Genomic DNA, 24,612 nt, shown 5'->3' with positions numbered 1-24,612 from the left:
ATATCCAAATGTTAATAGGAATGAAAATTATTATTATTTGATCCATTTGACGCGAGGGTGCTATCTATAAGGGGTTTTAGCTGTAACGGGCAGGCATGGGGTTGGGTGTGAATAATTTATTCATATTATTCTTAGCATTGTAATTATTGGCTGTTATTGCAGCGCTTGTTTTACCTGCGAAAGTATAAGGTTTTCTGGCGGTTATCGTGGCCGCTCTCACACCTTTATTGATAATGATTTGCATTAGAAAATGCAAAATATTATCATTCTTAACATTATTTTACGTTTTTATACAAGCCGTCGGCCGCTCCGCCGGCGGCTTGGCCGTGGACGGGCCGCGCCCGTTCGGCCGCGAAAGACATGGGTTTGCCGCAGGGATAAGCAACAGCAAGGCCGGGAAGGCCGCAGCGTCATGGTCTGTGTGAGTGTCGATGTAGGTTGTGTAAAAAAAAATCAAATTTTGTGCACCTCTGGGATGAAAGGAGAAGACATCTATGGGCAAGCATTTTGCGGCTCAACGGCATGAAAGCGTAGGAAACGGGGAAAAGGCGGGGTTAAGAGCCATTGGGGCATTTTCCTCGGTATTTTTAGGCGTGTGTTCACTGGCGATCGGTAACGTCAACGCGGCGGAAACGAAGAGCAACGAAACCTACCAGGACGCGGAAACGCTGCTGGTCACCGGTGAGAAGATCAAACGTTCCATTTTCGACACCGGCTCCAGCGTGCAGGTGTTCGACAGCAACCGCATCGCCTCGATGCCCGACGCGGTGCAGATCCCCGATCTGCTGCGCATGACCCCCAACGTGGTGGATCTGGGCATCGGCAACGAACTGCCGACCGTGCGCGGTATCGACGGTTCCGGCCCGAACGTCGGTGCCAATGCTTTCCTCAGCGGCACCCGCCCGCGCCTCAATCTGTCGTTGGACGGCCGTTCGCTGACCTATAACGAACAGGCGTTCGGCCCGCAGTCGCTGTGGGATCTGGATCGCGTCGAAGTGTTCCTCGGCCCGCAAAGCTACATCCAGGGGCGCAACGCCATCGCCGGCGCCATCGTCATGGCCAGTAAAGACCCGACCTTCGAATGGGAAAGCGCCTTCAAGGGCGGAGCCGGCAACCAGCACTCGTCACAGTTGGCCGCCATGGCGTCCGGCCCGCTGGTGGAGGATCAGCTGGCGTTCCGCGTCAGCGTCGATCGCCAGCGCCGCCGCAGCGAGGCTGACCTGCCGGCCTATGCGCCAGTGGGCGATCCGCGTGAAGTGGAAGCCACCACCGCCCGCGCCAAGCTGTTGTTCAATCCGGCCGGCCTGCGCGATCTGACCACCAAGCTGACCTTTAACCACTTCGGCAGCACCGCGCCGCAAAACGAAAGCCTCAACCCGCAGCCGCATCCGACCAATCCGCGTCACGATCCGCGCCGCGCCGTGTTCAAAAGCAACATGAACAGCACTATCTGGGATCTGGCCTGGGAGGCCTCCGATGCGCTGACGTTTGAAAACCGCGTTATCTACACCGATTTCAACATCAACCGTCCTACCGCTTACAACATCCAATATGCCGAGATCGACGGCCAGGAAGTTCACGTGGAGCCGGTGGTGCGCTTCGGCGGCGCGGACAGCCGTCTGCACGGGCTGGCGGGGCTGCGTTATTTCCACGGCACGCAGGATGAGTTCGTCAACATTTTCGGCGGCTCGACCTTCAAGGATAAAACCGATACCCATTCGGCTTTCGCCGAGCTGACCTATGCGCTGACGCCGCAGGTGGACGTGACCGCCGCCAGCCGTCTGGAACGCGAACAGCGTCGCCGCGACGGCGGCAGCCAGGCGGTGCGCATCGACTTCGATGAAACCTACACCGTGTTCCTGCCGAAGCTGGACGTGGCCTGGAAACCGACGGATACCCAAACCTACGGCGCCAAGATCGCACGCGGCTATAACGCCGGCGGTGGCGGCATCACGATCGGCACGCCGGTGGTCAGCTACACCTACGGTTCCGAGTATGTCTGGAACTACGAGCTGTACACCCGTCATCACCTGAAAGACGCCAACGTGGTGCTGACGGGTAACATCTTCTACAACGATTACAAAGACATGCAGCTGCCGTACTCGCTGGGTGAGAACTCCAGCGTGATCCGCAACGCCGACAAGGTGGAAACCTACGGGGCGGAAATCGGCGCCACCTGGCAGCCGCGCTGGGACTTCGAGCTGTTCGGCAACCTCGGCCTGCTGAAAACCGACATCAAAAAGTTCTCGGGCAGCGGCGTGGAAGGGCATGAGCTGGCGCGCGCGCCGGCTTACACCGCCAACATGGGGGCCAAGTATCAGTTCCTGAAAGGGTGGGAGCTGAGCAGCAACGTGGCGTTCACCGACTCCTACTATTCGCAATACGACAACGACTCGCGCGGGCGCATCGGCTCCTATTGGACGGCCAACGCCCAACTGGCTTACACCTTCGACTACGGCCGCGCCACGCTGTATGCGAAGAACCTGTTTGACTCCGACCGCCGCGAGATGATCCGAAGCAATGACATCTACACGGCGACGCTCCAGCGCGGCCGCCTGATCGGCGCGGCGGTTGAGCTGACTTTCTAACGCTATCGCGGTGACGGGGGACGCATGTCCCCCGTTTTGTGCGCTATCCCGGCACGGCCGGGCAAAGGAGATAACGCAGTGATCGGTGATTTTGACAGCATTCTGAGCGATGAAGAGGCCCAGCGGCTGGAGAGCGCGTTTCAGGCGCTGGGCGCGGCGTCGGCCAACGGCGAGCGGCCGGTAAGCGAAGCCGAAGAGCGGGCATGGTTCGCCCATCTGCAGCAGGGTGACGCACGCGGGCAGCGGGCGCTGGCCTGGCGCCTGACGGGGGAAGTGGATATCGCCCGGCTGGCGGCGGCGCTGCAGGCGCTGGTGCGGGAGACGCCGGGCGTGGACGTGCGCTATGTTTTTGATGACGAAAACGGGCTGGTTAAACGCCCCGCCGGCTCGGCGCCGTTGCCGCTGAGCCTGCGTCAGGTGGCGGACGAACAACACGCCATGGGTTGCCTGCTGCAGGCGCAGGCAACGCCGTTTGAACTGGAAAACGAAGCGCCGCTGCGCGGCTTGCTGTTGCTCACGCCGGGTGATGACGTGATTTTGGGCGTGGTCTTGCATGACATCCTGGCGGAAACGCTGCCTTGGCGCCACCTGCCGGCGATGCTGTCCGCCCGTTACAACGGGGATGTGATGCCTCTGCCTTTCGCGGCGGAGCCGGTCGAGCTGGCGGAAACCACGGAGCCGCAACTGCCCTGGGCGCGCCAGGCGGTCTCGCTGCAGGATTACCGCAGCCCGGTGCCGCGTGCTGCAGCGTTGCCGCCGGTGGGCGCGCGCGTGGTCACGCGCATTGATCGCTCGCTGTTGCCCGCCAACGACACGCCGCGGGCCTTGCTGGCGGCGGTGGCGGCGCGGTTTGCCGAGTTCGTCGCCGCACAGGCCGGCGGGCAAGCGGTGCAGCTGTGCGTGCCGGCCGCAGAAACGGCGGAGTTCGTCGGCCTGGAGCTTGGCCTGACGGCGCCGCCGCTGATGCGCCTGACCGTGCTGCATGGCGAGGGCGACGTCGGGCAGCGGCTGCTGGCGCAGACCGTGGCCGAACAGCCGGATCCGCAGCGGGCGCAGCTGCTGGTGGCCTGGCGTGACGATCTGGCTGCGGACTGGTGCATGGAAGGCGTTCACGCCGAACGCCTGTTGTTGCCGCCGCTGCATACGCCGTTTGAACTGGCGCTGCTGTTGGGCTTGCCCGAGGCGGAAGCGCTGACGCTGGAGCTGGTCACCGACCCGCGTCTGTCTCCGCACGCGGCGCCGTTCCTGCTGGAGCAGTTCAGCGCCTTCCTGGCCGGGCAGCGAATTGCCGTCGCCTTGCCAGCGGCTGAGGCCGCTTCCCCGGCGATTACCGCGCCGGCGGCGAACGGTGACGCAGACGAAAGCGTTGCACCGCTGATTTTGCAGGAGTTCCGTGAGGCGCTGGCGGCGCCGGAAATGACCCTGGATGAAGACTTCTTCGATCGCGGCGGCCATTCGCTGGTCGCCACCCGGGTGATCGGCCGCTTGTTGAGCCTGCATCAGATCGAAATCAACATTAACGATCTGTTCAGCCATCCGACGGCGCGCGGGCTGGCGGGCTACGCCAAACGTCTGAACGTCGCGCAGCCGAATGCCCCGGTGGCCGCCGCCGACGATCATGATCGCGCGCAGGCGCCGCTGTCGCTGGCGCAGGAATCGCTGTGGAAGGTGTATGAAGCCTTCGGCCATGACGAGATTTTCAACCTGCCGTTCTCTCTGCGCTTCTTCGATGCGGTGGATGAAACGGCGCTGCATCAGGCGTTTATCGACGTCATGACTCGCCATACCGTGCTGCGTTCACGCTTTGTCGAGCAGCAGGGCGAGGTGGTGCAGGTGGTGGTGCCGGCCGCCGAACTGCCGGATTACTCATGGTTCCGCTTCTCTCACGAGACGCCGGCGGGCAACGCCTCCGCCCTGTTGGCCGACGCCGGCCAGCACCGGTTCGATCTGGCCGCCGAGCTGCCGCTGCGCGTCACGCTGCTGCGCGATGCGGACAACGGCCAGCAGCTGCTGTCGCTGCTGTTCCACCATGTGGTGCTGGATGAATGGTCGCTCAACCTGATGATGGATGAGCTGGGCATCGCCTACCGCCATCGCGTCGTCGGCCAGGCGCCGCAGTGGAGCGGGCAACCGCCGCAGTTCCACTCCTTCGCCCGGCAGCAGCGGGCTTCCGGGGTGCAGCAGCAACATCTGGACTACTGGCTCGATGCGCTGCGCGGCGCGCCGGTCGGCCAGCCGATCTTCCGGCAAGAACCCTCTACCCACCCGGCAGTGCCGGCGCCGGCGGACGTCAACGGCGGCTGGCTGGAGTTCGAGGTCGATCCCGCCGTGGCGGAAGGCCTGTATCAGCTCGCTCGCCGCAATAACGCTTCGCTGTTCAACGTGGTGTATGCCGGGATCACCTCGGCGCTGCGCCTGCTTGGCGGCCCGGCGGATCTGCTGGTGGGCACTTCGACCTCCGGCCGTAACGACGCCGAGTTCTTCGATACCGTCGGCTACTTCACCACCGTGGTGGTGCACCGCGTGCGCTTCGACGAAGGGCTGACGGTCGCCGGCTTGGTCAGCCAGGTGAAAAACACCATCAACGGCTCGCTGCCATACACCGACATTCCGATCGATCTGGTGGAAGAAGGGCTGTTCGGCGTGGACGCCGACCGCAAGAACCACATGTTTGAAGTGTTCATCCAGATCCACAGCCGCATCAAACTGAACGGCGAGTTCCAGCTGCAGGACGGCAGCGCGATCGCCTACCGTCAGGTGGAGCCGGAGAAAGCCGAATCGTTGCTCGGCCTGCAGTTTGAGGTGATGGAAGACGATCTGGGGGGGCGAAATCCCTGCGGGTGATGATGACCTACCGCCAGGATCACTACAGCCGGGAGCAGGCCAATCTGATCGCCGACGGCGTTCAGCACGTCTTTACCCAGTTTGCGCAGCACATCGCTGGCGATATCGCTCTGGCGGCGCTGCCGCCCGGGCCGCAGGCATGACGTTGTTTCACTCTAACCGAAAGCATGATTTTCAAGGAGATAAAAGGATGTCTGGAACCCTAGCAACCCCGCGCGCGTTACTGTCGCTGCTGGTGGCGGCCTCTCTGGTGGTCGCCGGCGCCGCGCAGGCCGACGATGCCGGCATCAAACCGCAGGACATCAAGCGCCAGGCACTGTCGTCGACGGTGGTGGAGATGGCCTACAGCACCTCGCAACAGGCGCTGTTCGTCAGCGCGCCGGACTGGAAGGAAGAGGCGCGCTCCCGCGTGCTGCGGCTGGATCCCAACACCCTGGCGATCAAGGCGGAGATCCCGCTGCAGGTGAAAGGCTTCGGCGTGGCGCTGAACGACGCGGGCAATCGCCTGTACCTGACGCAGGCCTTCAACGGCGAAGTCGGGGTAGTGGACACCACCACCAACCACGCGCTGGGCAGCATCAAGTTGCTGGACAAAGCGGTGCTGGAGCAGGCTTACAAGCAGGCGGGCATCAGCGGCAAGCGTCTGGATTTCCTGTTGGCGGAGCTGAAGAAGTTTAAAATCACCGAGGACTACCTGTACCGCCTCCGCGAGCTCAAGTATGACGCGCAAAGCGGCCGTCTGTTCCTGCCGGGTCTGGGCTTCGGCGTCGACAGCGTGCTGTACGTGGTTGATACCAAAGCCGGCAAGCTGGAGAAAGTGATCCCGGGCTTCGGCTACAACGCGGTGGGCATCACGCTGGATGAGAAGGGCCGACGGGTGTTCGTCTCCAACATGCAGGGGCAGGTGATCACCCTGAACGCCGACACGCTGGCGATCACCGCCACGCACGAAGTTCAGGCCGATCAGCTGCTGAACCTGGTGTATGACCCGGCGAGCAATCGCCTGCTGGGCGTCGATCAGGGCATCGATCGCGACGACTACCGCAATCATCATCTGGGGCACGACTATGTGAAGCGCAGCAGCGGCCACCGGGTATTCGCGCTGGATGCGGACAGCGGAAAAGTGCTGGCCAGCGAGCTGACGGATGAGGTGCCGATCGGCCTGCTGCTCGATGAGCGTAGCCAGCGGCTGTATGTCGCCAACCGCAAAGGCGTGCGCGTGGATCACGGCGCCGGCACGCTGACGGTGTTTGACGCCAAGACCCTCAAGCGCCTGCAAACCGTAGACCTGCCGCCGCACCCTAACAGCCTGGCGCTGGATCCGAAAGGCGACGCGCTGTTCGTGACGGTGAAAAACGACGGCGCTTCCACCAAGGCCGGCAAGCCGGAAAGCGTGGTGCGCATTCAGCTGCACACCAGGTAATGCAATGGAAAGATAAAAAAGGGGCGCCGCGGCGCCCCTTTTTCGTTGGGTCATGTCATCAGAAGTGGGTGTTGATGCTCATGTAGTAGGTGCGGCCCGGTTCGTTGTAGGTGGCCGCGCCCGCGCCGGCGATGTTGATCACGCCGGTGTTTGGATCACCCACGTTCTGCGCGTTGCCGGCGCGGAACTGGCGTTTGTCGAACAGGTTGTCGATGCCGGCGGTGAGGCTGACGTTTTTAGTCAGGTCATAGGTCGCGCTGGCGCCGACGACGGCGTAAGGGCTGACCTCGCGGGTTTCGCCGCCGGTGGCCGGTTTACCCTGATAGTTGTACTTCTTCGGCTTCTGCCGGCCGTACCAGGTTAAAGTGGACTGCATCGACAGATCCTGCGTGGCCTGCCAGCTGAGGGTCGAGTTGACGGTGAACTTCGGGATCACCGACAGGTAATCGCCGGTAGTCTTGTTCTTGTTCTCGATCATGTAGGTGGCGTTGTTGCTCCAGGTGACGGTCTCGCTGACCGGCACGTTCAATGAGCCCTCTAGCCCCTGCACCACCGCCTTCGGCACGTTTTCCCACTGGTAGACCGCTGTATTTTTGCTGCTGGTGGCGATGCGCGAGTTACCCGCCTCAATCTTGTTGTGGTAATCGTTGCGGAAGTAGGTCACGCCGGCCAGCCAGCCCTCGTTATGGAATTCCAGCCCGATCTCTTTGTTAACGCTGGTTTCCGCTTTAAGATCGTCGTTGCCGAGCAGGTAGCAGCCGTTTTTGGTATCGCTGCCGGCACATCCCTGGCCTTTGCTGTACAGCAGGTAGTTGCCGTTGGTTTGGAACAGCGTCGGGGCTTTATAGGAACGCGCGATGCCCATCTTCAGCGTGAAGTAATCACCTAGTTCCTGCGACAGGTTCAGCGCCGGGCTCCAGTTGTTGCCGGATTCCGAATGCAGATCGTAGCGCAGACCCGGCGTCAGCATGGTGGTGTCGGTCAGCTCAATGTTGTCTTCGGCGAACAGCGAGAAGATATGCGCGGAAGCGTAAGGGCTGCGCGTGCCGGTGGTCATGCCGGGAATGGTGCCGCCCATCAGCGTTTGGCTGGTGGAGGTGCCGTCTTTCATCCGCTGCTGGGTCCACTCGGTGCCCAGCGTGGCGGTTTGCGCGACGCCCAGCTCAAACGGCACGCTGACTTCGCTGTGCGCCAGGAAGTCGTCCAGCTTGGTGGTGCCGAAACCGGTGTTCTTGGTGTCGAAGATGCCTTCGGTGCCGCCGGCCAAGCCCTCGTTCAGGCGGGTGTTGCGGGTGCGTTCAAACTGAACGTAGTTGTTGGTGCTCACGCCGTTGTCCCAGGCGCCGCGATGGGTCAGACCGAAGGTTTCACGGTAGATGCGGTTGGTCTCTTTGCCGTAGTTGCTCTGCACCAGGTCGTTGCTGTTGGTGTTCTGGGTATCGCCGGCGTACAGGTTGCCCTGGCGGCCATAGGCGTACTCGAACTCCAGCGACTGCAGATGGGCGAAATCCCAGTGCAGCAGGGCGTCGATGTTTTTATCGATAACCCCTTCGCGGCCAGCGGGAACGCTATTTTCATAACTAGGAGTGGTTGCTGTGGCTGCAGCGCGGTACGACTTATGCGATTCGTTAATATCCCAGGCATCGGCCTGCGTTTTGCTGTAGCCGCCGAACAGGCGGAAGCTCAGGGAATCGCTCAGCGGGCCGGACAGGCTGAAATCGGTGCGCTTGGTGGCGCCTTCCTGCTTGTGCTGCGGCACGTTGAAGTAGCCGTTCAGCGAGCCGTGCAGCGCATCGCCGGCTTTCTTGGTGATGATGTTGACCACGCCGCCCGCGGCGCCGTTGCCGTAGCGTGCAGCAGCGGGGCCGCGCAGCACTTCGATGCGTTCGATCATTTCCGGCGGCACCCAGGCGGTATCGCCGCGGGAGTCGCGTTCGCCGCGCCAACCCTGACGCACCGAGTTGCGGCTGGAGGCCGGTTTGCCGTCGATCAGAATCAGGGTGTTTTCCGGGCCCATGCCGCGGATATCGATCTGGCGATTGTTGCCGCGCTGGCCGCTGGTGGAGTTGCCGGTCAGGTTAACCCCGGGCATGGTGCGGATCAGTTCGCTGATGTCGCGCGCCGGCGGGCGTTTTTTGATCTCGTCGGCGGTGATGGTGGACACCCCCGGCGCCTGCAGGTTCTGCCGGGCGGCGGTCACGACGATGGTGTCTTCGCCGCGCGGCTTTTTATCCGTGGCGCCGCTGTTCTCTTCCGTGGTGGTGGTGTCGGTTTGCTGCGCGGCGCTGGCGAACGCGGACGCGCCCAATCCCAAGCCGATAAGAGTGGCTAAAGAATAACGTGATAGCTTGCTTTTCATCTGAGTGTCCTACCTTGCTGCCATCCCTCGCCGAATGGGGGAAGGGCGGTTGTAGTTTTTGTGTAGTCGGAAATAGAAAATCGGCTGCGGCAAGGGATGCCATTGATGTATCCCCGATCCCTGTCCGTTGCGCGCAATACCAGCACGATCTCCAAGCCTTACACACTATTGCAAATGCAAATTATTATCAATAGTATTTGGCGTACAGTGCGTTCGGGCGGTGGCCGGCGATAGGGAAAAGTCGACGTTCCCGGTGCCGCCAACTACAAAATGGGTAGGCGTTGTGAATACAGAACTACAGTCAGAAAGCAGCAGATTATTGGCCAGCAGCAATGCGGGCAGTCCAGGGTGGTGGTTGACGGTGGCACGACGCGGTACGCCATGGGTAGAACCGGCGGGTAACGGCCGCTGGCGCACCACCTTTTTCTGGCGCGATCCCCAGGGATGCGAATTGACCTCCGCCTACCGTCGCGTATGGATCAACATTAACTGCCTGACCGACCACCATCAGCCGAATCCGCCGCAAAGCCTGCAGCGTTTGGCCGGCACCGACGTGTGGTATTGGCAGACCGAACTGAGCGGCGCCTGGCGCGGAAGCTACTGCTTTATCCCCTGCTTTGACGAGCGGCCGCCGGCGTTCAGCGGCGACGATGCGCACGCCAACATGCACAACCTGCGTCACTGGTGGCATCAGGTGTTCGCCAGCGCTACCCCCGATCTGCTCAACCCGTATCGCTCCTGGCAAAGCGCCAGCGGTCACAGCGTCTCCGGTCTGCACATGCCGGATGCGCCGCCGCAGCCGGTATGGCGTTCGTTCGACGAATATGAGATCGCCAGCGGGCGCTGCACGCCGCCGCTGCCGGCGCGTTTGCAGCGGCATACCTGGCAGAGCGAGCGCCTGGGCAACAGCCGCGATGTCTGGATCTACACCACCGGCGACAGCAAGCCGGCCGAGCGCCCGCTCGCGATCTTGCTCGACGGCCAGTTCTGGGCGAAGCAGATGCCGGTTTGGGCGCCGCTGATGCAACTGACCCGCGAGGGGGCGTTGCCGGAAGCGGTGTATGTGCTGATCGACATCATCGATCTGCCGCACCGGGCGCGAGAATTAACCTGCAAGGACGATTTCTGGCTGGCGGTGCAGGAAGAACTGATGCCGCAGCTGGCCGACTGGGCGCCGCACAGCGACAAGCCGGCCGATACGGTGGTGGCGGGGCAAAGCTTTGGCGGCCTGGCCTCCCTGTATGCCGGGCTGCGCTGGCCGCAGCGCTTCGGCGCGGTGATCACCCAGTCCGGTTCCTACTGGTGGCCGCGGCGCGACATGCTGCAGCTGCCGAGCATTCCCGACGACGCCTGCTGGCTGATGCAACAGGTCGAACGCCACGGCCTGGGCAACCACGGCGCGCTGAAGGTCTTTATGGAAGCCGGTTCGCAGGAAAAACTGGTGCATCGGGTCAGTGGCGAAATGGCGGCGCGCCTGAGCGACGCCGGCCATCGGGTGCACTACCGGGTGGTGGAAGGCGGGCACGATGCGCTGTGCTGGCGCAGCGGCCTGACCGATGGGCTGCAGGCGGTATGGGCTTCCGCTTTCGCCACCGCTTACCCGGCATCGGCGACGGCACGAGGAACACATGATGGAAAGCCTGAATCCGTTCGATGATCAACAGCAGCGCAGCCTGGTGCTGCGCAACGTACAACAACAATACAGTTTGTGGCCGGATTTCCGCGCCATTCCGTCCGAGTGGACGATCGTCTTTGGCCCGGCGGCGCGCCTCGAGTGCGCCGAATGGCTGGAACAGCATTGGCAAGATATTCTGCCGGTCGCAGCACGCGAGGCGTGACCGGCGCCAGGTAATCACGGGAGCAATAAGCAGTGTCACACACCCCTAACTCTCTCAGCGGCCCGGCGCTTGCGGGCGAATGGCCGCTGGTCGCGGCACAACCCGGCATCTGGGTCGCCGATCAAATCTCCCCGCATCGCAATGCCTACGCGGTGGCTCACGCCATCGAACTCAACGGCCCTGTCGCCGTGGAGCCTCTGCTGCAGGCCATCATCCAGGGCCTGGGCGAGGTGGACATGCTGCGCCTGCGTTTTGCGGAACGCGACGGCGTGCCGGTGCAATGGCTGGATGACACGCTGGCGGTGCACGCGCCGGAACTTGTCGATCTGACGACGTCGCCGGACCCTGAAGCCGCCGCGCGCGCGCTGATGGACATCGATCTGGCGGGCGATCTGCGCGCCGGCAGCGGCGCGCCGCTGTATCGTCATGTGGTGATGCGTCTGGCGGATGACCGCTGGTTCTGGTATCAGCGCTATCACCATCTGCTGGTGGACGGTTTCAGCTTCACCGCCATCGCGCGCCGCGTGGCGGCGATTTACACCCATCTTTGCCGCGGCGACGCGCTGGAACCGACGCCTTTCACGGCGTTCAGCGACGTGGTGGCGGAATACCAGGCTTACCGGGAGGCGCCGGCCTGGCAACGCGACGCCGATTTCTGGCGCGAAAAAGCACGGCAGTTGCCGCCGCCGGCCACGATCTGCCCGCAGCCGCTGGCCGGGCAAACGCCCACGCCGCGCATCCACCGGCTGGAACAGCGCTGCGATCCGCAGGCCTTCGCCGAACTGGTGCAGTGCGGCGCGCAGCAGAAGCTGAACGCCGCCGATATGGCGGTGGCGCTGGTGGCGCTGTGGGTGTCGCGTCTGAGCGGCCAACCGAGCTTCAGCGCCGGTTTTATCTTCATGCGCCGTACCGGATCGGCCGCCCTGTGCGCCGCCGGCCCGGTGATCAACGTGTTGCCGATGGAGATGCACCTCGAGCCGCAGGCCACGCTGTATGAGGCCGCCGCCCGCATCAGCCGCGAGCTGAAAACGGTGCGCCGCCATCAGCGCTACGACGCCGAACAGGTGCAGCGCGATCTGGGGCGCATCGGCGACGGCGAACCGCTGTACGGTACGGTCTTCAACTTCAAAATGTTCGATTACCAGCTGGACTTCGCCGGTATCGAAGGCATTACCCACGATCTGGCCTCCGGGCCGGTGCGCGATCTGGAGATTGCGCTGTTTATCGACGAACACCATCAGCTGAAGGTGGAGCTGCTGGCCAACGCCGAGCGTTACAGCCGTCAGGAACTGCTGGCGCATCTGCAGCGGTTGCCGCTGCTGCTGGCGCAGTTCGCCGCGCAGGCAACGTTGCCGATCGGCGAAGCCGACATGCTGACCGCCGACGATCGCGCTCTGCTGGCGCGGGTCAACGACACGGCGCATCCGGTGCCGGCGACCACGCTGAGCCAACTGCTGGCGCAGCAGGCGCAAAGCACGCCGAACGCGCCGGCGCTGGCGGATGCGCATTTCAGCTTCACCTACCGCGAAACGCGCGAACAGGTCACGGCGCTGGCGCGCCAGCTGGTTGTGCAGGGCGTACGGCCGGGCGACATCGTGGCGGTGGCGCTGCCGCGCTCGGTGTTCCTGTCGCTGGCGTTGATGGCGATCGTGGAAGCGGGCGCCGCCTACCTGCCGCTGGACACCGGTTATCCGGACGAGCGGCTGGCGATGATGCTGGAAGACGCCGCACCCCGGCTGGTCATCACCAGCCCGGCGCAGCAGGCGCGTTTCGCCGACAAGGGCGAAATTTTGCTGTATGACGCACCGCTGGCGGCCGATCACGCCGCCGGGGTGGCGATCGCGGGCCCGACGCCGGATCATGCGGCCTATATCATCTTTACCTCCGGCTCCACCGGGCGCCCGAAAGGCGTGCTGGTCGGCCATCAGGCGATCGTCAACCGCCTACTGTGGATGCAACACCAGTATCCGCTGGGGGCGGACGACGCGGTGCTGCAGAAAACGCCGTGCAGTTTCGACGTCTCGGTGTGGGAATTCTTCTGGCCGCTGATGGTCGGCGCCCGGCTGGTGATGGCGCCGCCGGAGGCGCATCGCGATCCGCAGCAGCTGCAACAGCTGATCGCCCAACATCGCATTACCACGCTGCACTTCGTGCCGTCGATGCTGGCGGCTTTCGTGGCCGCCCTGGACGACGACGCGGCGGTGGCGAGCTGCGCCGCGTTGCGTCAGGTGTTCTGCAGCGGCGAAGCGCTGCCGGCGGAGCTGTGCCGCCTGTGGCAAAGCCGCACGGCGGTGCCGTTGCACAACCTCTACGGCCCGACCGAAGCGGCGGTGGACGTGACCTGGCATCCGGCCTACGGCGACGCGCTGGCGAAGGTGACCGGCGCCAACGTGCCGATCGGCCTGCCGGTATGGAACACCGGGTTGCGCATTCTGGACGCGCGCCTGCGGCCGGTGCCGCCGGGCGTGGCGGGCGATCTGTATCTGACCGGCGTGCAGCTGGCGCACGGCTACCTTGGCCGGCCGGATCTGACCGCCAGCCGCTTTGTCGCCGACCCGTTCGGCGAGGGCGGACGGATGTACCGCACCGGCGACGTGGCGCGCTGGCTGCCGGACGGCGCGGTGGAATATTTGGGCCGCAGCGACGATCAGCTGAAGATCCGCGGGCAGCGTATTGAGCTGAGTGAAATCGATCACGCCTTGCTGTCGCTGCCGGGCGTGCGCCAGGCGGTGACGCACGCGCTGGTGTTGCAGGGCACTCCGGTGGACGCCGGCGGCGATGCGCGCCAGCTGGTGGGCTATCTGGTGATGCAGCCAGGCGCGAGCTGGGATGCGGAAGCCCTGCGCGCGGCGCTGGCCGACCGCCTGCCGCCGCACATGGTGCCGGTGGCGCTGGTGGAAATGCAGGATTTGCCGCTGAGCGCCAACGGCAAGCTGGATCGCAAGGCGTTGCCGCAGCCGCAGGGCGGTGAGCGCAAGGCGGGGCGGACGCCGCAGGCCGGGTTGGAAAGCGAGATCGCGGCGGTATTCGCCCGCTTGCTGCAGCGCGAGCAGGTGTTCGCCGACGACGATTTCTTCGCGCTCGGCGGCCACTCGCTGCTGGCGATGCGCCTGGCGGCGGAGCTGCGCCGCGATCTGGGCAAGGCGGTGTCCGTCGGCCAGGTGATGGTGGCGTCGCGCGTTGAGCAACTGGCCGCCTTGCTGGCGGAAGATCGCACGCAGGAAGAGGCCGATCGCAGTGGCTTCGACAGTGTATTGCCGCTGCGCGTTACCGAGGGGCCGACGCTGTTCTGCCTGCACCCGGCATCCGGCTTCTCCTGGCAGTTCAGCGTATTGCCGCGCTATCTCGACCAGCACTGGTCGCTGGTCGGCATCCAGTCGCCGCGGCCGGACGGCCCGCTGGCGCTGAGCGAAGACATGGATCAGGTGGTGGATACCCACCTGCAGACGGTGTTGCAGGTGCAGCCGCACGGGCCGTACCACTTCATCGGTTATTCGCTGGGCGGCACGCTGGCGCAGGGTATCGCCGCCCGGCTGCAGGCGCGCGGCGAGCAGGTGGCGTTCCTCGGCCTGCTGGATACCTATCCGCCGGAGACCCAAAACTGGGACGTGATGCTGGACGACAACGTGTTGAAGGAAGTGCAGCGCGAGCGCGAGCAGTTCCTGGCGGTGTCGCAGGACACGCTCGATCCGGCGCTGGGTGAGACGCGCACGGCGATGTTCGACAACATCGAAGCCAACTACGCCGATTCGGTGCGGTTGTTGTCGCACACGCGGACCGCCCGTTTCCACGGCCAGGCGACGCTGTTCGTCGCCAAACGCACGCTGCAGGAAGGGATGGACGTGCAGCAAACCTGGTCGCAGTATGTCGATGCGCTGCAGGCGCACGAGCTGGACTGCGCGCACGTCGATATCGTTTCGCCGGCGTCGTTCAAAGTGCTGGGGCCGCTGCTGAACCGGATCTTGCGCACGCTGTAATGACGCCCTCATCCCGCCGCCAGGCACGGGGATTGCCCCGCGTTTGGCGGCGTTTCTTGCGGTCGCTAACAATTGAATATCAATGATTTTTATTATCATTATTGATTTCGTCATCTGTGCTAGCATAGCGCTCCGCAACTGCAGAATCCCCGTTTAAAGATGTGGTGAACAACCGATGAGTAGCAAACCCTCCATCCTGCTTGATTTCAGCCTGCTGAAAACCAATCGGGCTTTCCGCGCGGTGTTCTGCGCGCGCTTTATCTCCATTGTGGCGCTGGGGTTGATGGCGATCGCCATCCCGGTGCAGATCCAGGCGTTGACCGGTTCCACCCTGCAGGTCGGGCTGGCGGTGACGCTGGCCGGCGGCGGCATGTTCGCCGGGCTGCTGATGGGGGGCGTATTGGCCGATCGCTATGAGCGACGCCGGCTGATTCTGTTTGCGCGTTCCACCTGCGGCGTCGGATTTGTCGGCCTGTGTCTCAATGCCCTGTTGCCGTCGCCTTCGCTGGCGGCCATTTATCTGCTGGCGGTGTGGGACGGCTTCTTTGGCGCGGTGGGGGTGACGGCGCTGCTGGCGGCCACGCCGGCGCTGGTGGGCCGCGAAAACATCGTGCAGGCGGGCGCCATCAGCATGCTGACGGTGCGCTTCGGCTCGATTCTTTCTCCGGCGATCGGCGGCCTGGTGATCGCCCATATGGGCATCACCTGGAACTACGGTCTGGCGGCGTTCGGCACCCTGCTGACGCTGCTACCGCTGCTGAGTCTGCCGCAGCTGATGCCGCCGCCGCAGCCGCGTGAACACCCGCTGCGCGCGCTGGCGGGCGGTTTCGCCTTCCTGTTCCAGAACAAGGTGATCGGCATGGTGGCACTGATCGGCGCGCTGCTGACCATGGCCAGCGCGGTGCGCGTGCTGTACCCGGCGATGGCGGAAGGCTGGCACATCGACGCTGCCCACCTCGGTTATATGTACGCCGCCGTGCCGCTCGGCGCCGCCATCGGCGCGTTCACCAGCGGGCGCGTGGCGCATGTGGCGCGCCCCGGCTGGGTGATGCTGCTGACGGCGATCGCGGCGTTCGCCGCCATCGGCCTGTTCGGCCTGATGCCGTGGTACAGCCTGGCGTTACTGTGCCTGGTGGCGTTCGGCTACCTGAGCGCGCTGAACTCGCTGCTGCAATACGGTCTGATCCAGAGCCTGACGCCGGACAACTTCCTCGGCCGCATCAATGGCCTGTGGACGGCGCAGAACGTGGTTGGCGATGCGCTGGGCGCGTTGCTGCTGGGGGCGATGGGCGCCTTTATGCTGCCGGCGATGAGCGCCAGCGGTTTCGGCTTCGGCGCGGCGCTGCTCGGCATCCTGTTGCTGTTCGCCATGACCGGTTTGCGCCAGGTTACGCTGCACAAACCGGAGCCGCAGCCCGCCACAGAAAAGTAGTCGAACGCGTTAAAACAACGCTGTGGGATCAAATAGCAATGCTTATCATCGGCATGCGTAAAACCCACAGCGTTTATGTCATGATTTCGAAATGAAAGAAGTGCTTACGTTTATTGACATAGCAAATATCGGCGAGTAATTTAGCGCGGAATTAACTCAAATGATAATCATTATTATATTGGTTATCACTTCAAATTCTTGAGGGCGAAGCGATGGATACTGCCGTGAACGACATCAATCGAAAGGAAGTGCAGGAGTGCGAAGAGCAGCGATTTGCCGCTGATTTTTCTCCCGCGTCGGGCTTCTTCTTTACTTCTCCTTTCCGTAGTCTGACCACCACCGGTTGTTTCAGCCGCATTCGCCTGCCGGCCGCAGACGGCGCCGATCTGAACGGCGAGTTCCAGCGCAGCGTACGGCAGGCGTTTGCCGAGGCCCGCCAGGCCGGCATCAAAAAGCCGCTGCTGTGCGGCGCCATCCCGTTCGATACCCGGCAGCCTTCGGCGCTGTTTATTCCGCAGCAGAGCCGCTGGTTCGATCGCGCCGCCTTTATGGCCGGCGTTAGGCCGGCGGCGGATGGGCCGGAGCTGGCCGGGGTAACGGAACTGCCGCCACAGCAGCCGTTCATGAATATGGTCAGCGACGCCGTCGACGCGATGAAGGCCGGTGAGTTGGACAAAGTGGTCTTGTCGCGCCTGCTGGAGATCGAAACGCGTCAGCCGGTGGATCGCCATGCGCTGATGGCGCGCGTGATTGCCCAAAACCCGCACGGTTTCCATTTCCATGTGCCGCTGGAGCAGGGCGCGCTGTTGGGCGCTAGCCCCGAGCTGCTGCTGCGCCAGGACGGCGGCCGTTTCTATTCCAACCCGCTGGCCGGTTCCGCCCGGCGCGAGGCCGACCCAGAGCGCGATCGCGAAGTGGGAGAGCGGCTGATGGCCTCGGCGAAAGATCGCCACGAGCACCGCATCGTCACCGAAAGCATGCGTGACGTGCTGGCCGGCCGCTGCCGCTACCTGAACGTGCCGCAAACCCCTGAACTGCTGACCACCACCACGCTGTGGCATCTCTCCACGCCGATCGACGGCGAGGCGGCATCTCCCGACGAAAACGCCCTGTCGCTGGCCTGCCTGTTGCACCCGACGCCGGCGCTGTGCGGCATGCCGACGGCCCAGGCGCACGCCCTGATCGGCAAGCTGGAGCCGTTCGATCGCGGCCTGTTCGGCGGCATCGTCGGCTGGTGCGACGATGAAGGCAACGGCGAGTGGGTGGTCACCATCCGCTGTGGCACCGTTGACGGCAACCGGGTGCGGCTGTTCGCCGGCGCCGGCATCGTGGAAGACTCTTCACCCGAATCTGAATGGCATGAAACAGGCACCAAACTCAGCACCATTCTGCGTGCCTTTGGTATAAATCAAGGATAACGACAAGATGAGCATTGCCTTTACCCCCTGGCCGGCGGAGTTCGCCAGCCGCTATCGCGAGCGCGGCTACTGGATTGACAAACCGCTGACCGAGATCCTCGACCGCCAGGCCAACAACGACGCCCCGGCGATTATCGACGCCCAGGGCAGCCTGACCTACCGCGAGCTGCAGCAGCGTTCCGATCGTCTGGCGGCCGCTTTGCTGCGCCGCGGCGTAAAATCCGGCGACACCGCGCTGGTGCAGCTGGGCAACGTGGCGGAGTTCTATATCGTGTTCTTCGCGCTGCTGAAAATTGGCGTGGCGCCGGTCAATGCGCTGTTCAGCCATCAACGCAGTGAGCTGAACGCCTATGCCGAGCAGATCAAACCGACGCTGCTGATCGCCGATCGCCGGCACGCGCTGTTTGCCGACGATCAATTCCTGAACGCCTTCCGCGATGCGCATCCTTCGCTGCGCGTCGTGGCGCTGCGCAGCCAGGCCGAGGGCGAGCTGGCGCTGGCCGCCTGGCTGGACGAAGCGAGCGACGGTTTCGTCGCGCAGCCTTCCGCGGCCGATCGGGTGGCGTTCTTCCAGCTTTCCGGCGGCAGCACCGGTACGCCGAAGCTGATCCCGCGCACCCACAATGATTACTACTACAGCATTCGCCGCAGCGTGGAGATCTGCCGTTTCGACGCGCAGACCCGCTATCTGTGCGCGCTGCCGGTGGCGCACAACTACCCGATGAGTTCGCCGGGCGTGCTGGGCGTGTTTTATGGCGCCGGGCTGGTGGTGTTCGCCGCCGATCCGGACGCCGGGCAATGCTTCCGCCTGATCGAACAGCACCAAATCAACGTGACGGCGCTGGTGCCGCCGGCGGTCACGCTGTGGCTGCAGGCGATCGAAGAGTGGGGCGGCAATGCCCAGCTCGCCAGCCTGAAACTGCTGCAGGTGGGCGGCGCCAAGCTGGGCGAAACGCTGGCGGCACGCATTCAGAACGAAATCGGCTGCCAACTGCAGCAAGTGTTCGGCATGGCGGAAGGGCTGGTGAACTACACCCGGCTGGACGACGACGAACGCCACATTCTGGCGACGCAAGGGCGGCCGATGTCGCCGGACGACGAAGTGTGGGTGGCGGATGACGACGGCAATCCGTTACCGGCGGGCGAGGTTGGGCGGCTGATGACGCGCGGGCCTTACACCTTCCGCGGTTACTACCAGAGCCCGGCGCACAACGCCGATGCCTTTGACGCCGACGGTTTCTATTGCTCCGGCGATCTGATCAGCATCAGCGAAGACGGCTACATCACCGTGCAGGGGCGGCAGAAAGACCAGATCAACCGCGGCGGGGAGAAGATCGCCGCCGAGGAGATCGAGAACCTGCTGCTGCGTCATTCGGACGTGATCAACGCCGCACTGGTGTCGATGCCGGATGCGCTGATGGGGGAGAAGAGCTGCGCCTATATCATTGCCAACGCGCCGCTGAAGCCGGTAGTGCTGCGCCGTCACCTGCGCGAACAGGGCGTGGCGGACTTCAAACTGCCGGATCGCTTTATTCAGGTGGACAGCCTGCCGCTGACCCCGGTCGGCAAAGTGGACAAAAAACGGCTGCGCCAGCAGCTCGACGCGCAACTACAGACTCAGGCTCAGGGAGATTAATCGATGGCCATTCCAAAACTTAATGACTACGCGCTGCCGACGGCGGACGAACTGCCGCAAAATAAAGTCACCTGGCAGGTGGAGCCACAGCGCGCCGCGCTGCTGATCCACGATATGCAGCAGTATTTCCTCAACTTCTGGGGCGAGGACAGCGCGCTGATTAAACAGGTGGTGGAGAACATCGCCAACCTGCGCCGCTACTGCAAGCAGCAGGGCATTCCGGTGTTCTATACCGCGCAGCCGAACCAGCAGAGCGATGAAGATCGCGCGCTGTTGAACGACATGTGGGGGCCGGGTCTGAACAAACACCCTGAGCAGCAGGCGGTGACCGCTGCGCTGGCGCCGGACGAAGACGATACGGTGCTGGTGAAATGGCGCTACAGCGCCTTCCATCGCTCGCCGCTGCAGGAAATCCTGCAGGAGTCCGGCCGCGATCAGCTGATCATCTGCGGCGTGTATGCGCACATCGGCTGCCTGACCACCGCCATCGACGCCTTCATGCGCAACATCCAGCCGTTCATGGTGGCCGACGGTCTGGCGGACTTCTCGCGCGACGAACACCTGATGGCGCTGCGCTACACCGCCGGCCGCTGCGGCCGGGTGGTGACCACCGCGTCTCTGCTGCCGGCGGCCGGCATCGCCAGCATTGATGCGCTGCGTCAGCAGATCCTGCCGCTGCTGGACGAAGACAGCGAGGACATGGGCAACGATGAAAACCTGATCGATTACGGCCTGGATTCGGTGCGCATCATGGAACTGGCGACCCGCTGGCGCAAGATCCGCGGCGACATCGACTTTATCGCGCTGGCGCGCAACCCGACCATCGACAGCTGGTGGGCGCTGCTTTCCGAAGAGAAAGCCTGATTTTAATCACGAGCAGAGGGCGGCCGTTCGGCCACCCTGTTGGCTTTATAAGGAGATTTTGATGAATACTTTGATCACCAAGGGAAAACGTGCGGCATTTCCGCTGATGCTGCTGTCTACGCTGCTGTTCTCCAACACTTTGCAGGCGCAAACCGCGCCGGAAGTGCTGCGCAAGCCGGTCGGCAAAGGCGCCTATGAAATGGCCTACAGCCCGAGCGAGAACGCGCTCTACCTGGCCACCTCGCAGAGCCGCAAGCTGGACAAGGGCGGCATCGTTTACCGTCTGGATCCGACCACGCTGGACGTGACCCAAATTATCCATAACGACATCAAGCCGTTTGGCGCCGCCGTCAACGCCAAGACCGGCACGCTGTTCTTCGGTAACACCGTCAATAACTCGGTGACCGCCATCGACGCCAAGACCGGCGACGTGAAAGGTCGCCTGGTGCTGGACGCGCGCCAGCGCTCCGAAACCGTCAAGCCGCTGGCGCCGCGTGAACTGGTGGCGGATGCCGACAGCGATACCCTGTACATCACCGGGCTGGGGGATTCCAGCGTAGTATGGGTGGTGGACGGCAAGGATCTGACCCTGCGCGCCACCGTGACCGACACCGGCAAGTACGGCACTGGCCTGGCGCTGGACGCCGCCGCCAAACGCCTGTACGTCACCAACGCCGACGGCGAACTGGTGACCATCGATACCCAGAGCAACAAGGTGCTGTCGCGCAAGAAACTGGATGAGTCCAAAGAGCACTTCTTCCTGAACATCAGCCTGGATACCGCCACCCATCGCGCCTTCATCACTGATTCCAAGCAGCCACAGGTGCTGGTGGTGGATACCCGTAACGGCAACATCCTGAGCAAGATCGACGTGCCGGAATCGCTGGCGGTGCTGTTCAACCCGGCGCGCAATGAAGTGTACGTCACCCACCGTCAGGCGGGCGAAGTGAGCGTGATCGACGCCAAGAGCTACAAGGTGTTGAACACCATCAAGACGCCGACCCATCCGAACAGCCTGGCGCTGTCGCCTGATGGCCAAACGCTGTATGTCAGCGTCAAGCAGGCTTCCAGCCGCGAGAAAGAAGCGACCGCGCCGGACGACGTGATCCGCGTCGTGCTGAAATAATCCCACCCAGGTAAGCACACCGAACAGGCGAAGCGGCGACGCTCCGCCTGTTTTTTTTCGCCGTGCGATCTGCGGTATAACGTGTGGATTGCCTTATTGACCCGAAGGAACGTTGGTTATGCCCGTCTCACGCTCTCCGCTGTTGTTGTCCGTTATCACTCTGCTGCTGCTGGCCGCGCTGATCCACAGCGGCATCAGCCCTTACGATCGCACCACCTGGCTGATGGAGGTGGCGCCGGTCTTGATCGTTTTGCCGCTGCTGTGGCTCACCCACCGCCGTTACCCGCTGACGCCGCTGCTCTACACGCTGATTTTCTTCCACGCGCTGATCCTGATTTTTGGCGGCATGTACAGCTATGCCCGCGTGCCACTGGGGGTTGAGGTGCAGCAGTGGCTGGATCTTGATCGCAACCCGTACGACAAACTGGGGCATTTCTTTCAGGGATTGGTGCCGGCGCTGGCGGCGCGCGAGATCCTGCTGCGCGGTGGTTATGTACAGGGGCGCAAGATGCTGGGCTTCGTGGTGTGCTGCATCGCGCTCGCCATCAGTGCCCTGTATGAGCTGATCGAATGGTGGGCGGCACTGGCGCTGGGCCAGGGCGCTGACGAGTTTCTCGGCACCCAGGGCGACCCGTGGGACACCCAGTCCGACATGTTCTGCGCGCTGCTCGGGGCGATATGCGGCCTGTTGCTGTTCGGGCGCTGGCAGGATCGGCAAATCACTCGCTTAGTTTGATAAATTTCAAACAGAATTAGCCCGCCTTTATGGCGGGTTTTTTTATATATATCGCAATGAACGTTGTCGCATCAAGCGAAGGCCGGGAGCCTTAACTGCGCCCAAGGTTCCGCCGTTCTCTATGATTTGCTGTTTATATTTCATTGTTTTATATGAACTTATATTTAATTTGTAAGAATTTTCTTATTATAATTGCTGTGCTAATATCATGTTGTTTGGTGGGGAATTGGCGTTGACATGGTTTGTAGCGCAGGGAATGTATGAGATACATAATTAATAATAATATTAAATATCACGAAGATAGATCGGAATTGGTCTCGGTGCATGACGATATCCCGCCGATTATGCTGACGGCCACACTGAACCGCCTGCTCTCCACATTAGTCAGAAACAACAATCTGGTGTTATCCAGAGAGACGTTGTTGACGCAGGTGTGGGAGGCTCACGGTCAGGTCGCTTCCGGTAATAACCTCAACAATACCATTTCAATTTTACGCAAGGCGTTCTCTTCGCTTGGCGAGGAGGAGATCATCGTCACCTTGCCGCGGCAAGGTTTTATGTTCACCGCCGCTACGATCAAAACGGCGGACAGCCAGGCGCCCGCAGAGGATCCGGCTCCGGAGGTGGGCCAGGATGTGGGTATCCCCTCTGAGGTAGGCTCCGCCGCTGTACGCAGCTATACGCGTTTCAAAGCCGCCGGGCTGGCGGCTTTGTTGGTTCTGGCGTTGGGCAGCGGTATTTGGGCGTGGTGCGATGCAGGCTATCAGCCGATCAGCACTATCGACGGGGGGCGCATCGACAGCTGCAGCGTGCGCCTTATCACCACTTATCACAAGCCGGCAATCAACAAGGTCGATTTGGATCATCTGCGCGACATGCTGAAGCGGCGGCCGCAGATTCACTGCAACGAACCGGCGACGCTGCTCTACTACGACACGCAAACACTGGTGCCAAACGGCGCCGGGAGAACCCGAACGTCCTATTTCTATTACTGCCCAGAGTCGCAAATGGCGGATAACAAGGTGCAATGCGAGAGTTTCTATGAAAGCTGGGGCCTGTAAGCGATGAAACGATATGGTTACGCGATTGCGGCGTTACTGGCTATGGGGTGCTGCGCCATCGCCGGTTACTTTTTATTTTTCAGACCGCAAATCCCGGAGTGCCGGGCGGTTGAACACGTAACTGACAACATTGCCGGCCGCAGCGTTGAACGCATTGTTCTGATAAATGTGGTTCCCGATGGCCCGCGGCGTATCAACATATTATTGAACGGCAGAGTCTATGACGGTAAAGAGCACTATGTTGTCTCACGTACTCTGGTTCTGGATTATCGATGGCAGGGCAATAACTATACGCTGTGGGTGAAGGAAAATATCAAGAAACCGCATGACTCGATAAGGCTTGAGGATTTTAATCGGCGGTTGCCGGTGGAAGGTATGCAGTTACACTGGCGTATCGAGCAAATTGATAGCCGGCATTTCTTGTTTGCCGATAACCATGCGCCGTTATTTGTGTGTGCTACACCCTAAGATGAATCCCCTTGGTTAGGACAAGGGGATCCTGAGAGTGAGATGGCCTGGTGAGGTAACATCTTGCAATATCAATGCTATTCTTTGTCGATATAATTGTAGATACACGGGCTGCTTTTTTCTCGCGGGCAGAAGGTTAACAGCTCTTTGCCTTTCTGCGAAGCCTCATCGCGAATGTTATCATAGTAATACACGTCAGCTTTACTTCTACAATTAAAACCAGCGCGCTGGATAAATCGCTTGATTTCGGATAAGTGGCCGCTCCCCGAATTCATGCTGTATATTTGGCAGCGATCGTAGTCACCTAAAGGATACATGCTGATACGGGTGGCGTTTTGATAAAGCACGATAGCGGCAAACGGCACCAGGCAGGCTAAAAATGCCAGCAGAAGACGCCTGAATGGGCTATTGGTGCCATTATGCAGCACTTCTTTATTGGTTAGTTTACTGACCTCTGTATCTCCCTCTGGATTGTTTTCCGGTTTTTTTACCTCCTCATTGTTATTTACTTCATGAATGATATCTGCGGTGAACTTAAACCCCTGACGCGGATAGGTGACAATAAGCGCCTCTTCGCCGAACTGCGCCAGCGATTTGCGTAACCCTGATACATAATTATTCAGATTGTTGTTCGAGGCCTTAAGACCATGCTCAACCCAGACATCATTAAGCAGCCTTTCACGCATTAATAACACATTATTGTTACGGATGAATAGTGATAACAGCCTGGCGCTGGGTCTAAGTAAGACTATTTTAGTTGCCGCATTATCAATATGCGACAATGTGTTCTCATCTTCATCATAGAGAACGTTGTTATTTATATGGAAGATCATTTTTTCAAC

General features: G+C 61.9%; 15 protein-coding genes and 1 pseudogene. 14 read left to right on the top strand and 2 right to left on the bottom strand.

The window, feature by feature from the left end:
- Positions 1–494 precede the first annotated feature (494 nt).
- The 3 genes and pseudogenes from ACMGF9_RS22195 (at position 495) to ACMGF9_RS22185 (ending at position 6,855) form a co-directional block, all read left to right on the top strand.
- Positions 495–2,588, top strand: a complete 2,094-nt coding sequence (locus ACMGF9_RS22195; RefSeq protein ID WP_414160428.1) for a TonB-dependent receptor — start codon at positions 495–497, stop codon at positions 2,586–2,588.
- Between the two features lie 78 nt (positions 2,589–2,666).
- A pseudogene (locus ACMGF9_RS22190) lies at positions 2,667–5,575 on the top strand (condensation domain-containing protein).
- A 47-nt stretch (positions 5,576–5,622) separates the two neighbouring features.
- Positions 5,623–6,855 carry a YncE family protein gene (locus ACMGF9_RS22185; protein ID WP_048325759.1) on the top strand — a complete coding sequence of 411 codons (1,233 nt, stop codon included), beginning with the start codon at positions 5,623–5,625 and terminating at the stop codon, positions 6,853–6,855.
- Between the two features lie 58 nt (positions 6,856–6,913).
- Here the strand turns inward: ACMGF9_RS22185 and ACMGF9_RS22180 are convergent, their stop codons facing one another.
- Positions 6,914–9,214, bottom strand: a complete 2,301-nt coding sequence (locus tag ACMGF9_RS22180; RefSeq protein WP_414160427.1) for a TonB-dependent siderophore receptor — start codon at positions 9,212–9,214, stop codon at positions 6,914–6,916.
- Between the two features lie 283 nt (positions 9,215–9,497).
- Here ACMGF9_RS22180 and fes point away from each other — a divergent pair, with 283 nt between their 5' ends.
- The 11 genes from fes to ACMGF9_RS22125 all read left to right on the top strand — a co-directional run bounded on the left by fes (position 9,498) and on the right by ACMGF9_RS22125 (position 23,770).
- Positions 9,498–10,871: an enterochelin esterase gene (gene fes, locus ACMGF9_RS22175; protein WP_074469401.1), complete on the top strand. Its 1,374-nt coding sequence runs from the start codon at positions 9,498–9,500 to the stop codon at positions 10,869–10,871.
- A complete protein-coding gene (locus ACMGF9_RS22170; RefSeq protein WP_004930023.1) occupies positions 10,846–11,052 on the top strand; it encodes an MbtH family protein in 207 nt (68 codons plus the stop codon). Before fes ends, ACMGF9_RS22170 begins: the two co-directional genes overlap by 26 nt.
- Positions 11,053–11,084: 32 nt before the next feature.
- On the top strand, positions 11,085–15,029 hold the full coding sequence (locus ACMGF9_RS22165) for an enterobactin synthase subunit F (RefSeq protein ID WP_414160426.1): 3,945 nt from the start codon (positions 11,085–11,087) through the stop codon (positions 15,027–15,029).
- Between the two features lie 175 nt (positions 15,030–15,204).
- Positions 15,205–16,461, top strand: coding sequence for an enterobactin transporter EntS (gene entS / locus ACMGF9_RS22160; protein WP_015376345.1), 1,257 nt, complete (start codon positions 15,205–15,207; stop codon positions 16,459–16,461).
- A 212-nt stretch (positions 16,462–16,673) separates the two neighbouring features.
- Positions 16,674–17,879: an isochorismate synthase gene (locus tag ACMGF9_RS22155; RefSeq protein WP_015376346.1), complete on the top strand. Its 1,206-nt coding sequence runs from the start codon at positions 16,674–16,676 to the stop codon at positions 17,877–17,879.
- A gap of 7 nt (positions 17,880–17,886) precedes the next feature.
- Positions 17,887–19,515, top strand: coding sequence for a (2,3-dihydroxybenzoyl)adenylate synthase (locus tag ACMGF9_RS22150; RefSeq protein ID WP_414160424.1), 1,629 nt, complete (start codon positions 17,887–17,889; stop codon positions 19,513–19,515).
- A gap of 3 nt (positions 19,516–19,518) precedes the next feature.
- Positions 19,519–20,379 carry an isochorismatase gene (locus ACMGF9_RS22145; RefSeq protein ID WP_004930014.1) on the top strand — a complete coding sequence of 287 codons (861 nt, stop codon included), beginning with the start codon at positions 19,519–19,521 and terminating at the stop codon, positions 20,377–20,379.
- Positions 20,380–20,485: 106 nt separating this feature from the next.
- Positions 20,486–21,505 (top strand): YncE family protein, encoded by a 1,020-nt coding sequence (locus ACMGF9_RS22140; protein WP_370531156.1) that lies wholly within the window; start codon positions 20,486–20,488, stop codon positions 21,503–21,505.
- Between the two features lie 118 nt (positions 21,506–21,623).
- Complete coding sequence (locus ACMGF9_RS22135; RefSeq protein WP_075685541.1) at positions 21,624–22,241, top strand: DUF2238 domain-containing protein; 618 nt, start codon at positions 21,624–21,626, stop codon at positions 22,239–22,241.
- A gap of 320 nt (positions 22,242–22,561) precedes the next feature.
- Entirely contained in the window at positions 22,562–23,302 is a 741-nt protein-coding gene (locus ACMGF9_RS22130) for a winged helix-turn-helix domain-containing protein (protein WP_230199824.1), read from the top strand.
- Between the two features lie 3 nt (positions 23,303–23,305).
- On the top strand, positions 23,306–23,770 hold the full coding sequence (locus tag ACMGF9_RS22125; protein WP_015376352.1) for a hypothetical protein: 465 nt from the start codon (positions 23,306–23,308) through the stop codon (positions 23,768–23,770).
- A 77-nt stretch (positions 23,771–23,847) separates the two neighbouring features.
- Here ACMGF9_RS22125 and ACMGF9_RS22120 read toward each other — a convergent pair whose 3' ends face one another.
- Complete coding sequence (locus tag ACMGF9_RS22120) at positions 23,848–24,603, bottom strand: winged helix-turn-helix domain-containing protein (RefSeq protein WP_075685543.1); 756 nt, start codon at positions 24,601–24,603, stop codon at positions 23,848–23,850.
- Between the last annotated feature and the right edge of the window lie 9 nt (positions 24,604–24,612).

The organism is Serratia sp. BNK-23 (genome assembly GCF_047456145.1).
Lineage (GTDB): Bacteria > Pseudomonadota > Gammaproteobacteria > Enterobacterales > Enterobacteriaceae > Serratia > Serratia nematodiphila.
Note: the sequence above shows the minus strand (reverse complement) of the source record. Positions and strands in the feature narration are given on the sequence as shown.